This is a genomic window from Sphingomonas sp. NFR04 (genome assembly GCF_900114095.1).
Lineage (GTDB): Bacteria > Pseudomonadota > Alphaproteobacteria > Sphingomonadales > Sphingomonadaceae > Sphingomonas.
Genome location: NZ_FORV01000003.1, coordinates 352520 through 366368, shown reverse-complemented (window position 1 = coordinate 366368; position 13849 = coordinate 352520). Strand labels below are relative to the sequence as shown.

10 protein-coding genes are annotated in these 13849 nt (G+C 69.2%); 2 read left to right on the top strand and 8 right to left on the bottom strand.

All coding sequences use genetic code 11. The features are described from left to right. Window positions 1-3: 3 nt before the first annotated feature. Genes BM009_RS11640 through BM009_RS11630 form a run of 3 tightly spaced genes read right to left on the bottom strand, consistent with a single transcriptional unit; the run spans window position 4 to window position 3504 of the window. A complete protein-coding gene (locus BM009_RS11640; RefSeq protein WP_093296315.1) occupies window positions 4-1332 on the bottom strand; it encodes an RraA family protein in 1329 nt (442 codons plus the stop codon). Next, window positions 1325-2323, bottom strand: coding sequence for a KpsF/GutQ family sugar-phosphate isomerase (locus BM009_RS11635; RefSeq protein ID WP_093296314.1), 999 nt, complete (start codon window positions 2321-2323; stop codon window positions 1325-1327). The genes BM009_RS11640 and BM009_RS11635 overlap by 8 nt, the downstream gene beginning before the upstream one ends. Next, window positions 2320-3504, bottom strand: a complete 1185-nt coding sequence (locus BM009_RS11630; RefSeq protein WP_093296313.1) for a hypothetical protein — start codon at window positions 3502-3504, stop codon at window positions 2320-2322. Before BM009_RS11630 ends, BM009_RS11635 begins: the two co-directional genes overlap by 4 nt. Window positions 3505-3746: 242 nt before the next feature. Here BM009_RS11630 and BM009_RS11625 point away from each other — a divergent pair, with 242 nt between their 5' ends. Beyond that, window positions 3747-6149, top strand: coding sequence for a membrane-bound PQQ-dependent dehydrogenase, glucose/quinate/shikimate family (locus tag BM009_RS11625; protein ID WP_093296311.1), 2403 nt, complete (start codon window positions 3747-3749; stop codon window positions 6147-6149). 117 nt (window positions 6150-6266) lie between these two features. Next, window positions 6267-8198 carry an ATP-binding protein gene (locus tag BM009_RS11620; protein WP_093296310.1) on the top strand — a complete coding sequence of 644 codons (1932 nt, stop codon included), beginning with the start codon at window positions 6267-6269 and terminating at the stop codon, window positions 8196-8198. Window positions 8199-8205: 7 nt separating this feature from the next. On the opposite strand, the gene BM009_RS11615 is transcribed toward BM009_RS11620, so the two are convergent. The 5 genes from BM009_RS11615 to BM009_RS11595 form a co-directional block, all read right to left on the bottom strand. Then, window positions 8206-8943 (bottom strand): Crp/Fnr family transcriptional regulator, encoded by a 738-nt coding sequence (locus tag BM009_RS11615; RefSeq protein ID WP_093296308.1) that lies wholly within the window; start codon window positions 8941-8943, stop codon window positions 8206-8208. Between the two features lie 202 nt (window positions 8944-9145). Beyond that, window positions 9146-11335, bottom strand: coding sequence for a xanthine dehydrogenase family protein molybdopterin-binding subunit (locus tag BM009_RS11610; RefSeq protein WP_093296307.1), 2190 nt, complete (start codon window positions 11333-11335; stop codon window positions 9146-9148). A 14-nt stretch (window positions 11336-11349) separates the two neighbouring features. After that, window positions 11350-12333, bottom strand: coding sequence for an FAD binding domain-containing protein (locus tag BM009_RS11605; protein WP_093296305.1), 984 nt, complete (start codon window positions 12331-12333; stop codon window positions 11350-11352). Continuing rightward, complete coding sequence (locus BM009_RS11600; protein WP_093296304.1) at window positions 12330-12830, bottom strand: 2Fe-2S iron-sulfur cluster-binding protein; 501 nt, start codon at window positions 12828-12830, stop codon at window positions 12330-12332. Before BM009_RS11600 ends, BM009_RS11605 begins: the two co-directional genes overlap by 4 nt. Window positions 12831-12904: 74 nt before the next feature. Beyond that, the gene (locus BM009_RS11595; RefSeq protein ID WP_093296303.1) at window positions 12905-13843 is read right to left on the bottom strand and encodes a DUF808 domain-containing protein; all 939 of its coding nucleotides are present in this window, start codon (window positions 13841-13843) and stop codon (window positions 12905-12907) included. Between the last annotated feature and the right edge of the window lie 6 nt (window positions 13844-13849).

The following is a 13849-nucleotide window of genomic DNA, read 5'->3' as shown; positions in this document are numbered from 1 at the left end:
CCTTCAGAACGCGCCGCAATCGGCGAGAATGGCATCCACGTCGCGGCCGCGCGCCGCCTGCATGCGGATGGTGGCTTCGTTGGACAGCACGTCCCACGCCGCCGCTTCGATTTCAGGCCACAGCGCCCGCGGCACCGCGACGATGCCGTCGTGATCGGCGAAGATCACGTCGCCATTGGCGATGCGCACCTCGCCCATGGTGATCGGGCGGTTCATCGCCTTGACCGTCCCTTCATACTTGATGTCGTCGCAGGTCTGGCTGCGGGCATAGACCGGCAGGCCCAGCGCGCGCACGTCCGCCGTGTCGCGGGTCGCCCCGTCGATCACCGCGCCGACCGCGCCCGATCGGATCGCGAGATTGGCGTTGAGGTCGCCGAAATAGGCGAAGTCGGGCAGCTCGGTCGCGACCATGATCACGTCGCCCGGCCGCACGAAGCGATAGGATTGCAGCGCACCATAGATGCCGTTCCACGCGCCGCCGGGTTCGCGATCGGGTCGGTTGGGCAGCGCGGCGAGCTCGAGCGTCTTGGCGCGGCCCAGGAACTTGCCCCCCGTGGTCGGGCGCAGCGCCTTGGGCAGCACCACCCGGTGGCCGCGCTCCTTGAGGATATCCGACAATACCGGCGAGGAGAGATGCGGCAGCATCGCGCGGAAGCGGGTGACCTCCGCCTGGCGGAAGCCGGCGGCCACCGTCTCGGCGATCACCAGATCGTGGTGGTGGTTGATGTCGATCTGCTCGACGGGGTCGAGGTCGAACAGGATCGGGCGGCTGCCGAAGCGGCGGGTGGCGGCGCCCTCGCCGGTGCGGCGGACGATGTAGAGGCTCATCGCCTCGACGACCGTCTCCGGCAGTTCCACGCTGTTCGGGATGCGGCCGGTGCCATAGGCCGGCACCTGCCCGTCCCAGCAATATTGCTTGGCGCGGGTCACCGCGACGAGGCTGTCCGCCTCGGGATCGGCGAGCAGCCGCGCGATCGCCCGGCCGACCGTATCGGCGGTGACGAAGGGCGCGGTGCAGAGCAGCTGGACCCAGATGTCCGCATCCGGGCGCTGCGAACATTCCCAGGCGAACATGCCGTGCCCGTCGGTGGCATTGGTGGCGAGTTCGGCCGGGCGCTGGAGCCAGGTGACCGGCAAGTCGCTCGCCAGCTCGGCCATCGCCGCGCTTTCAGTATCGAGACAGACTTCGCTGATCGCCGGGCAATCGAGCGCCTGGAGCAGCTTGCGGCGAAACAGATGCTCGCCATCGAGGATCCGGGTATTCTTGTCGGAGACGCGCTCGCTGCTGCCCTTGGCGGGAACGAAGGCGACGATCTTCGGGGGCTTAGCCATTCAACATGTCCTTGGCATGCAGCATGCCGTGCAGAAGCCCGGCGCCGTCGACCACGGGCAGGACCGAATAGCCGCCCTCGCGCTCGCGCAGCAGCAGCAGCGCGTCGCCGAGGGTGGCGGCAACGTCGATCACCCGCGGGCGCGGCTGCATCAGCGCGCTGGCGGGAGTGTCGTAGACGTCGCGGCGGGACTGGAAATGCCGGCGGATGTCGCCGTCGACGACCAGGCCGAGCAGCCTGCCGTTCTCGCCCACCACGCAGGCGGCACCCATCCGCCCGCGCGACATGGCGGAGAGCAGATCGGCAACGGGCGCGTTCGGGCCGATGACCGGCAGCTCGTCGCCGGTGCACATCAGCGTGCGCAGCGGCAGCGACTGGCGGCCGAGCAGACCGGCGGGATGATGGCGGAGGAAATCGGCGCGGGTGAAGCCGCGGCTGCGGCTGACCGCCACCGCCAGCGCATCGCCGATCGCGAGCTGCAGCGTGGTGCTGGCGGTGGGCGCCATGCCGATATGATCGGCCTCGCAGGCCGTGCAGGCGGGAATCAGGATGTCCACCGCGCGGCCGAGCGGCGAATCGGGGCGGCCGACCACGCCGATCAGCAGGCAGGCGCGCCCCTTCAGCACCGGCAGGATGCGCAGGATCTCGTCGGTGGTGCCGCTGTTCGAGAAGAGCAGCACAATATTGCCGTCCTGCACCGCGCCCAGATCGCCATGCGCCGCTTCCGCCGCGTTGAGCGCATAGGCAGGGGTGCCGAGGCTGGAAAAGGTCGCCGCGACCTTGGCGGCGATCAGGCCGGACTTGCCCATGCCGAGGCAGGTGAGCGGACTCGCCTGCCCCGCGATCACCGCGACGGCATCGCCGAGCGACGGCGGCAAGGCGGCCTCGAAGGCTTCGAGCGCTCGGCGTTCGCCCGCGATCACCTCGGCCGCCCAGGCGAGTGCGGGCACCGGCGTGGTTTCAACGACCTGAGCGATCGCTGCGTGCTTCATGCGGCGCGCTCCAATGCCGCATAGCGCTGGAGCCGCGCGATGCCGGCATCCCAGCGCGCCGGATCGACCGGGTTCAGCGCGCGCTCGATCACCATCGCGCCGGTGAGCTGCGGATCGGTCGGGTAAAAGGCCTCGTTGGCGTTGTGATAGGCGAACCAGCGGCGGACCGCGGCCATCTCCGGCCGCTGCGCCGTGCCCGCGCGCACCGCGGCCAAATAGGCGGGCAGATCGGTTTCGGCATGGAGCCAGGCAGCGCTGGCGAATCGCGACTGGCGGAACATCGGCACGCCCAAGGCAGCGGCGACCGCGAAGCTCTTCGAATCGTTGAGCAGCACCCCGGCGCCGTGACGGAGCAGCGCGGACGTGGCCGAGACGCCGAACACCGGCTGGTCGGCGAGGATCGGGCCGCCGAGATCGAAGATGGCGTCGTACAGCGCGTCGCGATCGACATGCAGCGTGTTGAGCGGGTGATCGGTGATCACCAGCGTCACGCCCGCCTTCTCCGCTGCGGCCGCAGCCTGCGCGACCAGCGCCTGGTTGCTGAGGCCGCCGGGGCGATGCTGGAGGAAGAAATTCTCCGCATGCTCATATTCGAGCGGAAGCACGACCACCGGCCGGTCGCCGGGGATGCCGATAGCGCGGTAGACCGATTCGTGGTCGTGCGCGGCAGCTTGCCAATGCGCCTCCATGTCCGGCCAGAAGGGCGCGATCAGCGCGTCGAGCCGGGCGGCATCTCCATCCGAAAGCACCGGCATCGCGCCGTTGACGAAGGGCTCCTCGGTGAAATGGACGGTATTCGCCGGCGACACCGGCTGGAACGGCGAGGTCACCGCCTCCATGATGTAGCGGACCTGGCCGGGGAAATGGCGCGGCGTCTCGAAATCGGCGCTGCGGCACAGCGTCAGATCGGGCGCGAGGCCATGGACATAATCGATCAAGCCCTGCGGGTCGCTCGGCACGGTGCGCAGGCTCGGATGATCGGCGCCATCGACGATCGCCCAATGGACATTCGCCAGATCGGCGGCGCGCTGCAGATCCTTGGGTCCCAGCCCGGTGTTGCACCAGGGAACGGGCGCAAGCACGTGCACCTCGGCTGCTTCGGAAACGCGGCGGATCAGCGGCTCGATCACATGCTCGAACCACCAGGGCGTCACGACCGGAAGGTAGAAGAGGACCCTCATGCCGCGCGGCCTTCGCGGCGCATCGCCGGCCAGGGTGCGCGTCGAGGATGGATGATGCCCGCCAATGCCTGCTCCGTCACGAACCTGGGGCCAGGACGCCCCTTTGTGTCTCTTATAGGAACAGCCGCCCCCGGCCGGGCGCGGCGCTAGGAAAAACTTGCCTAGTACGGGATGCGGCCGGAACCGCGGCGCGGCGCACCGGTTGGGCGGGCATCTTCCCTCGATCCGATTCCGGAGCGCCCATGGCCGACCAGCAACGATCCTCGCGATCGCTCACCATCCTCGCCGTGATCGTGGCGCTGATCGGGCTGGCGATCGGCGGCGGCGGGCTGTGGCTCGCGCTGCTGGGGGGATCGATCTACTATCTGCTGGCGGGGATCGCGTTGCTCGCCACCGGCTGGCTGCTCTACCAGCGGCGCGCGATCGCACTGACGCTCTATGCGGTGCTGCTCGTCGCGACGATGGTCTGGGCCGTTGCCGAGGCCGGATGGGACTTCTGGGCGCTTGCCCCGCGCGGCGACATCCTGGTGCCGCTGGGCATCGTGCTGGCGCTGCCGTTCGTGACGCGGCGGCTGGGCTCGCCGCGCTGGCCGGGGCGGGCCTGGCCGCTGGTCGGCAGCCTCGGCATCGCCGCCCTGGTGCTGCTCGCCACCGCCTTCACCAACCCGCACGACCTAGCCGGGGCGCTCCCCGGCGCCCGCGGGATCGCGCCGGCGAGCGTGCTGGGCGGCACGCCCAAGGAAGACTGGGATGCCTATGGGCGCTCCTCGCGCGGCGATCGCTGGTCGCCGATCGACCAGATCACCCCGGCCAACGCCGCCAAGCTCGAAAAAGCGTGGGAGTTCCATACCGGCGACCTGAAGACCGGCAGCGATCCGGACGAGTTCACCTATGAAGTGACGCCGATCAAGGTCGGCAACCTCGTCTATCTCTGCTCGCCGCACAACATCGTCTTCGCGCTCGATGCCGAGAACGGCAAGCAGGTCTGGCGCTACGACCCGCAGATCCGGGCCTCGCAGGAGATGCAGCATCTCACCTGCCGCGGCGTCTCGTACCACAGCAACGGCGCCGCGCCCGGCACCGGAGGCATGTGCGACAACCGCCTGATCATGGGCACCAACGACGCCCGGCTGATCGCGCTCGACGCCGCCAGCGGCCGCCCCTGCCCCGGCTTCGGCACCAATGGCCAGGTCGATGTGTGGCCCGGCCTGCCGGGCCAGCAGCGCGGCTGGTGGCAGATCACCTCGCCGCCGGTGATCATCGGCAATCTCGCGGTGTTCGGCGGCGCGGTCTACGACAACAAGACGACCTTCATGCCCTCGGGCGTGGTGCGCGCCTATGACGTGAACACCGGCCGCGCGGTCTGGGCATTCGATCCGGCCAACCCCAATGACACCACCCCCAAGGCGCCCGGCACCGGCCGCTACACCCCCTCCAGCCCGAACAGCTGGACGATCGCCGCCGCCGATCCGGCGCTGGGCCTGGTCTATATTCCCACCGGCATGGCCGCGATCGACCAATGGGGCGGCCGCCGCACGCCGGAGACCGAGCGTTTCGCCACCTCGGTGATCGCGCTCGAGGCGGCGACCGGCAAGGTGCGCTGGACCTTCCAGACCGTCCATCACGACCTGTGGGACATGGACGTCCCCGCCCAGCCCGCGCTGGTCGACCTCAACCTGCCCGGCAAGGGCCGGGTGCCCGCGCTGATCCAGTCGACCAAGACCGGCAACATCTTCGTGCTCGATCGCCGCACCGGCCAGCCGGTGGTGCCGGTGCGCGAGATCCGGGTGCCGCAGGGCGCCGCGCCGGGCGACCGCACCTCGCCCACCCAGCCCGAATCCGCGCTCAGCCTGATGGAGAAGAAGCGCGTCACCGATGCCGACATGTGGGGGGCGACGATGTTCGACCAGCTCGCCTGCCGCATCAAGTTCAAGCGGCTGCGCTATGAGGGGCCGTTCACCCCACCCTCGCAGCAGGGCACATTGGTCTTCCCGGGCAATTTCGGGGTGATGGACTGGGGCGGCATGGCGATCGATCCGGTGCGCATGGTCGCCTTCGCGCACCCCAATTACATGGCGTTCGTCGACCGGCTCGTGCCCCGCAAGGAATCGGACGCCGCCCCCCATGGCCAGCGCGGCCCGGCCGGCGGATCGGACTTCAGCGGCTCCGACATCAAGGGCTTCAACCCAAACACCGGCGCGCCCTTCGCCGTGGCGCTCAACCCCTTCCTGTCGGCGCTGGGCCTGCCCTGCCAGGCGCCGCCCTGGGGCTATGTCGCCGGCATCGACCTGGTGAGCGGCAAGACCGTGTGGCAGCACCGCAACGGCACCTCACGCGACCAGACCCCGGTGCCGCTGCCGTTCAAGCTGGGTGTGCCCTCGCTCGGCGGGCCGATGCTGACCGCGGGCGGCGTGGCGTTCATGGGATCGGCGCTCGATTACTATCTCCGCGCCTATGACGTGACGACCGGCAAGGTGCTGTGGCGCGGCCGTCTGCCGGCCGGCGGCCAGGCGACGCCGATGAGCTACTGGTCTGCGAAGAGCGGCCGCCAGTTCATTGTCATCGCAGCGGGCGGCCATGGCTCGCTGGGCACCAAGCGCGGCGATTCGATCGTCGCCTATGCCCTGCCCAAAGGCGCGCAATGACCCTCCCAAATCGTTACACCCTAAGTATTGATCCAGGATATGGGTTTGACTTTCCCCTTGGAATACATGCCTGATCCCATACGGGCATGATCGGCCCGGGTAACGGGGGCAGGCCATTTGCGACGCTCGCTGATCCTGATGGGTCTGACCGGCCTGCTGCCGATCGTCGTGCTGGGTTCAGCCTATGGCGCGGTGACCCTGCGCGAGCAGCGCGCCGCGCTCGACCGTCAGGCGACCCTCGCCGCCCGATCGACCGCGCGGCTGGTCGGGCGCGAAATCGTCGCCACGGTCGACGCGGTGAAGATGATCAGCCGTTCGCCGACGCTCGACGGCGGAATCGATCGCGCCCGATTCACGCTGTTGGGCCTGCGCCTGTTGGAAGACCATCCGAATTGGGCAGCCCTCAGCGTCGCCGATTCCGACGGCAACCGTCTGCTCGACCTGCCCAGGCCGATCGGCGGCAAGCTGGGCAAGGTGGTTGATCCGGTCAGCCTCGCCCGTGCGGTACGCACACGCCAGCCGCAGGTAGGCCACGTCATCCACGGGGCCGGCCTGACAGCATTCGCGGTGCGCGCCCCCGTGCTGAATCATGGCGCTGCCCCCTATGTCGTCTCCGCCGTCGTGCCTGTCACCGCCATGCAGCACCTCCTGTTCGCCGAGGAAATCCCCGCCGGCTGGCGGCTGCGGATCTTCGACAAGCGCGGCGCGGTGATCGCCCAGTCGGGATCGACCGGGCGGGAGGCGATGCAGTGCGTCGTGACGGCGGTGCCCGAATCAGGCTGGCAGGTGGAAGTGGCAGTGCCGCGGGGCAGCTTCGCCGCGCTCAATCGCCAGGCGCAGCTCGTGCTGATCGGCGGCAGCATCGTGGCGCTGGCGTTGTTCGCCGCTCTCGCGCTTGCACTCACGGTCGAACTTCGCCGCTTCCGCCAGCGCCAGGCGGCGACGCTGCAGGCGCAGCGACTGGAGGCGCTGGGCCGGCTGACCGGCGGCGTCGCGCACGATCTCAACAATCTGCTGACCCCGATCCTGGGTGGCCTCGACCTGCTGCGCGCGCGGATCGGCGAGGATGCCAAGGCGCTGCGCTATATCGACAGCGCGACGGGCAGCGCCGAGCGGGCCCGCACGCTGGTCGCGCGGCTGCTCGCCTATGCCAAGCGCCAGTCCCTCACCCCCGAGGCGATCGACGTCGGCGCGCTGCTCGCCGATTTGTACGAACTGCTCCAGCGGTCGGTCGGGCCGACCATCGCCTGCACGCTCCGCAGCGCGCCCGACCTGCCCGCGGTGCGCGCCGACCGCAACCAGCTCGAACTGGCGGTGCTCAACCTGGTGATCAACGCGCGCGATGCGATCCAGACCGACGGCCGCGTCAGCGGCACGATCATCGTCGAGACCCGCCTGCCCCGCCGCGACGAAGCGCGCGGCCTCGCCCGCGGCGACTATCTGGCGCTGGCCGTGCACGACGACGGCTGCGGCATGGATGCCGCCACGCTGCGCCGCGCGATGGAGCCCTTCTTCACCACCAAGGCGGGCGATCGCGGCACCGGACTCGGCCTGTCGATGGTCCATGGCTTTGCCGAGCAATCGGCGGGCCGGCTGGTGCTGGAAAGCGCACCCGGCCAGGGCACCAGCGCGACCCTGATCCTGCCGGCGACCGACGCGCCTGCCCCCGCGCTAGACACGCTGCGCGATCGACCGACGCGCACCGCCGAGATCCTGCTGGTCGACGACGATCCCGCCGTGCGCGAGGCGGCCGCAGAAGTGCTCCGGGCGCATGGCCATCTGGTGGCCGAGGCGGAATCGCTGAGCCAGGGCATGGCGGCGCTCAACCACGCGCCGGGCACCGCGTTGGTGATCACCGACTATATGATGCCCGGCGGCACCGGCGGCGAGTTCATTACCCGCGCGCGCGATGCGGGGCTCCCCCAGCCCTTCCTGTTGCTGACCGGCTATACCGACGCGGCGGAGGACCTGCCCGGCGACGTGCCCCAACTGCGCAAGCCGTTCCGCGAGCGCGAGCTGCTCGATGCGGTGGACGCGCTGCTCGGCTGAGCGTTCGTCACATCTCGCCGGGGCCGGGCAGCCATACCGGATCGAAGCGGATCCGGCGCGGCGGCAGCGGCGAGATTTTGCGCAGCGCCTCGATGTCGCCGAGCACGATACGCTGGCCGTGGCGGGCGATCAGCCCCTCGCGCTCGAGCAGCCGCATCGTCCGGTTGACGTGGACCGCGGTCAGCCCGAGGGCGTCGCCCAGCAATTCCTGGGTCAGCGGCATGTCGAAGCGGCCATCCTCCACCGCGTCGATCTTGGACAAGCGATCATGAAGATCCAGGAGCAGCCGCACCATCCGCTCGCGCGCTGACGACTTGCCCATCGCCGCGACGATATCCATCAGCGCCAGCCGCTCGACCTGCACGCCCATCAGCAGCAACGACCCGAGCCGCGGATAGGCAATCAGCACCTCGCGCAAGCGGGTGAGCGACACCTTGGATACCCGACATTCGCTCACCGCCGTCAGCGTATCGGCGGCGGTGTCCAGCACCATGCTGGGCGTGCCCATCATGTCGCCGGTGATGTGCACCTTGACGATCTGTCGCTGGCCGGCGGGCAGACGGATCGACGAGGTCGCCCAGCCTTCGAGCAGCAGATAGAGGCCGTCGACCGGTTCGCGGTCGCGCCGGATCGTCGTGTTGCGGCGATAGACGATCTCCGGATCGCCTAGGCTGCGCAATATCTGGGCTTCGTCGTCGGTGAGCGACGCCTGCTCGTGGAATCGCGTCAACGGGTAGTTCGGCACCCCAGATGCTCCCCTGTCCTGGATGTGTCCCCCGCCGGCAGAACGCCAGCGAATGGAGGGGCAGCCCCGTGCACGGGGCCGCACCGCTCGCGAAACAATGCCTAGCGGGCGGGTGCCCCACTGACAATTCCATCCTAGGGAGTATTCGACTTAACCTGTTATAAGGTTTACCTTTTCATCTGTGAAGGCAAGGCGCCTCCGCTTACACCTCCGGCAGCTGTTCGAGCAGCTTGTCCGGCGTGATCGGGAAGCTGCGCACGCGCACCCCGCAGGCATGGTGGATGGCGTTGGCGATCGCGCCCGCCGCACCGCAGATGCCGAGTTCGCCGACGCCCTTGGCCTGGAGCGGACTGCCCGCCGGATCGCGCTCGTCGACCAGCACCACGTCGAGCGCGGGTACGTCGGCATTCACCGGCACATGATATTCGGCGAGGTCGTGGTTGACGAGGTGGCCGTCGCGCGGATCGAACACGAGTTCCTCGGTCAGCGCGCTTCCGATCCCCCACACCATGCCGCCCAGGCACTGCGAGGTCGCGGTCTTCTCGTTGAGCGCGCGGCCGAGGCCGAAAGCGCCGGTCATCCGCCGCACCCGCGTCTCGCCGGTATAGGCATTCACGCCCACCTCGACGAAGAACGCGCCATACATCGCGATCGCAAACTTCTCGTCGATCCCGCCATTCTTGAAATGGCCTGTCTCGGTGAGGTCGGTTTCGAGCAGCTCGGTGAACGGGATGCGACGGTTGCCAGCGATGGCCTCGCCGTCCTTGAGCGTGAGATCGGTTTCCTCGACGCCCAGCTGCTCGGCGAGCTGTTCGCGGATCGCCTCGCAGGCGACCATCACCGCCGAACCCGTCGACGCCGCGCCCCAGCTGCCGCCCGAACCGGAGCCCGGCGGGAAACGGGTGTCGCCGAGCTGGACGAGCACCTTCTCCGGCGGCAGGCCGAGCATCTCGCCCGCGATCTGGCCGAGAATGGCATAGGTGCCGGTGCCGATATCGGTCATGTCACTCTCGACGACGGCGGTGCCGTCGGTCGACAGCGTCACCTTGGCCTGCGCCTCGTTGAGGTTGTGGACGCGGCAGGCAGTCGCCATGCCGGTGCCGATCCACCATTCGCCCTCGCGGCGCTGGAGCGGACGGCGGTCGCTGCCGTCCCAGCCGAAGCGCTCGGCGCCGACCTTGAGGCTCTCCGCGAACCGCCGCGAGCTATAGGGCAGGCCCTCGCTCGGATGCTGCTCGGGAATGTTGCGCAATCGCAGCTCGACGGGATCGATGCCGCTGGCCAGCGCCAGTTCGTCCATCGCCGCTTCGAGGCACTGCATGCCCACCGCCTCGCCAGGCGCGCGGACAGAGCCCGCGGTCATCCGGTGGATGCGCGCGAGATCGATGCGCAGCGTGCGGTGCGCGCCGCGATAGAGGAATTCGCTCGCCTGGGTCACCGGCTCGGCGAACTTCTCGCCGGGCAGGTTGGAAACCCATGCCTCATGGCCGAAGCCGTCCAGCCGCCCCTCGGCGTCGGCGGCGAGGCGGATGCGCTGGCGCGTCTCGGAGCGGCGCATCACGGTCTGGAACACCTGCTGGCGGCTCATCACCACCCGCACCGGCCGGCCGAGCTCGATCGCCGCCACCGCGGCTGCGGTGAGCTCCGCGCTGATGCCGAGCTTGGAGCCGAAGCCGCCGCCAACATAGGGGGAGACCAGCCGCACCTGTTCGGGCTTGATCCCCAGCGCGTCCGCCAGCTCCTTCTGGTTGTACTTGAGCATCTGCAGGCTCGAATGGGCGGTGAGCGTGTTGCCGTCCCATTCGGCGATGCTGGCATGCGGCTCCATCGCCGCGCTGGCATGGCCTTCGGTGGTGTAGGTGACGTCGACCGCATGGGCGGCATCGCGCATCGCGGCGTCGAGATTGCCCTGCTGCACCGGCTCGCCGAAGGGCTCGTGGCTGGCGTGGCTGTCCTCGGAATCGAGCGGCACCTTGGCGGGATCGTCGGCGCGATAGGCGATGCGCAGCCTTGTGGCGGCGTCGCGCGCCTGCTCGAAGGTTTCGGCAACGACGAGGGCGACCGGCTGGCCGAAATAATCGACCTTGTGGATCTCGCGCACCGGCGACTTGCCCGCGCCGCCCTGCGCCGAGCGGGTGATCATCCGCGGATCGGCGATCACCGCCAGCACGCCGGGCATGGCGAGCACGGGATCGGATTCGATCTCGACGACCTCGCCGCGGCTGATCGTCGCGAGGACCAGCACGCCTTCCGCGCAGTCGGCGATCTTGTACTCGGCCGCATAGGGCGCGACGCCGCTGGTCTTGGCGCTGCCGTCGGGCCGGTCGAGCGGGCGGCCGATGATGCCCTGCGCCATCGCATCCAGCCGGTTGCGTTCGTCCGGCTTGTCCATCGTGTACAGGCGAGTCACAGCGTACCTCCCGTCGCTTCGCGCAGCACGGCCTTGAGCGTGCGGCGGGTGAGCGGAATCTTGAAATCGTTGCTGCCCTGCCCGCGGGCTTCGTCGAGCAGCAGCGCGGCGGCCTGGTCGAACAGCGCATCCGAGGGCGCCTCGCCTTCGAGCAGCGCCTCGACGCGGGTATCGTGCCACGGCTTGTGCGCCAGCCCGCCAAAGCCAAGCCGCGCCTTGGTGATCTTGCCATCCTCGACGTGAATCACCGCCGCCACCGAGACGAGCGCGAAGGCGTAGGAGGCGCGGTCGCGCACCTTCCGATAGAGCTGGGTGCCGACCGCGGGTGCCGGCAGCACCACGCCGGTGATCATGTCGCCGGGCTCCAGCACATTGTCGCGCTCGGGCGTGTCGCCGGGCAGACGATGGAAGTCGCGGACCGGCACCGTGCGCTTGTGGTCCTTCGCATCGACGATCTCGACGAGTGCGTCTAGCGCCGACAGCGCCACCGCCATGTCGCCCGGATAGGTGGCGATGCAGGCGTCGCTCGCCCCGAGGATCGCATGGATGCGGTTGAACCCGCCGATCGCCGCGCAGCCGGTGCCGGGTTCGCGCTTGTTGCACGCCTGGCTGAGGTCGGTGAAGTAATAGCAGCGCGTCCGCTGGCAGAGATTGCCGCCGGTCGTCGCCTTGTTGCGCAACTGGAAGGTGGCCCCCGCCAGGATCGCTCGGGCCAGCACCGGATAGTCGGCCCGGATGCGCGGATCGGCAGCGCAGGCGCTGTTCGAAACAAGCGCACCGATGTGCAGCCCCTCGCCGTGCGGCGTGATGCCACCCAGCGGCAGGCGGTTGACGTCGACCAGCGCGGTCGGCGTCTCCACCTCCAGCTTCATCAGATCGAGCAGGTTGGTGCCGCCGGCGATCGGCTTGGCGCCGTCTGCGACGAGCAGCTGGTGCGCCTCGCCCAGCCCATGCGGGCGCTGATAGTCGAACGGCTTCATGCCTGCGCCTCCGCCACTTCCGAAATCGCCGCGACGATGTTCGAATAGGCCCCGCAGCGGCAGACATTCCCGCTCATCCGCTCGCGGATTTCTTCCTCGCTGAGCTTCGGCGCGCCCGCGACATCGTCGCTGACATAGCTGGTCCAGCCCGCCGCGATCTCGTCGAGCATTGCCTTGGCCGAGCAGATCTGGCCGGGCGTGCAATAGCCGCACTGATAGCCGTCGTGGCGCACGAACGCCGCCTGCAGCGGGTGCGGCGCGTCGGGTGTGCCGAGGCCCTCGATCGTGGTTACGCTGTCGCCGTCGTGCATCACCGCGAGGGTGAGGCAGCTGTTGATCCGCTGCCCGTTGAGCAGCACCGTGCAGGCGCCGCACTGGCCGTGATCGCACCCCTTCTTGGTGCCGGTAAGGCCCGCGTCGCGGCGGAGGAAATCGAGCAGACTGGTGCGGGGATCGACGTCGAGCGCGTGATCGACGCCGTTGATGGTAATGGGCATGCGCGGCCTCCCTTGTCAGGGGGGCGAACGCGCAGGCGTCGGGATCGGTCCCGACTTAGGTTAACAAGAGTCGCTCAGTGCCCCTTGCGCGGGATGAGGTGGAGCAAGCCGGCGACGACCGCGCCGACGATCAGCCCCGCCACCGCCGAGCCCAGCGCATAGACCAGCCATGCGACCACGCCGCCCAGCGCGCCCGTCGCGGCACCGGCCACCTCGGACCAGTGGTGCAGCGCATGCGGGATCGCGCCTACGCCGAATTCCTCAAGCCCGTGGAGCAGGATGCCGCCGCCGACCCAGGCCATCGCGCCAACCCCGATATGCGACAGCGCGGTAAGCAGCACCGGCATCGCATTGACCAGCCCACGCCCGAACACGGCGACGCCGCCGCTCCCCCCGCCCCGGCTGAGGTGCAGGCCGATATCGTCCATCTTCACGATCAGCGCGACGACGCCATACACCCCGATGGTGATCGCGAACGCCACCAGCACCAGCGCGCCCGCCCGCGTCACGAAGGACATGTCGGCGGGCAGCTGCGCCAGCGCAATCACCATGATCTCGGCCGAGAGGATCAGATCGGTGCGGATCGCGCCGATCACCTGGCGCTTCTCCAGTGCCTTGGCGTCGGTGATCTCGGCGACGGCGTCGGCGTCGTGCGTGCCGGTCAGCGCCTCGAGGATCTTCTCCGCCGCCTCGAACGAGAGATAGGTGCCGCCCAGCATCAGGATCGGGGTCAGCGCCCAGGGCGCGAAGGCGCTGAGCAGCAGCGCCAGCGGCAGGATCACGACCAGCTTGTTGGCGATTGAACCCAGTGCGATCTTGCCGATGATCGGCAGCTCGCGATCGGGGGTGAGCCCCACGACATAGCGCGGCGTGACCGCGGTATCGTCGATCACCACGCCGGCAGCCTTCGCCCCGGCGCGGCCGGCTGCGGCGCCCACATCATCGAGCGACGCCGCCGCCAGTTTCGCCAGTGCCGCGATATCGTCCAGCAATGCGACCAGGCCACCCGCCATCAAATC

Bases quoted from the DNA above. Each gene is read 5' to 3' on its own strand.
- BM009_RS11640 (WP_093296315.1), bottom strand. From the start codon at position 1,332: ATGGCTAAGCCCCCGAAGATCGTCGCCTTCGTTCCCGCCAAGGGCAGC.
- BM009_RS11635 (WP_093296314.1), bottom strand. From the start codon at position 2,323: ATGAAGCACGCAGCGATCGCTCAGGTCGTTGAAACCACGCCGGTGCCC.
- BM009_RS11630 (WP_093296313.1), bottom strand. From the start codon at position 3,504: ATGAGGGTCCTCTTCTACCTTCCGGTCGTGACGCCCTGGTGGTTCGAG.
- BM009_RS11625 (WP_093296311.1), top strand. From the start codon at position 3,747: ATGGCCGACCAGCAACGATCCTCGCGATCGCTCACCATCCTCGCCGTG.
- BM009_RS11610 (WP_093296307.1), bottom strand. From the start codon at position 11,335: ATGGACAAGCCGGACGAACGCAACCGGCTGGATGCGATGGCGCAGGGC.
- BM009_RS11605 (WP_093296305.1), bottom strand. From the start codon at position 12,333: ATGAAGCCGTTCGACTATCAGCGCCCGCATGGGCTGGGCGAGGCGCAC.
- BM009_RS11600 (WP_093296304.1), bottom strand. From the start codon at position 12,830: ATGCCCATTACCATCAACGGCGTCGATCACGCGCTCGACGTCGATCCC.
- BM009_RS11595 (WP_093296303.1), bottom strand. From the start codon at position 13,843: ATGGCGGGTGGCCTGGTCGCATTGCTGGACGATATCGCGGCACTGGCG.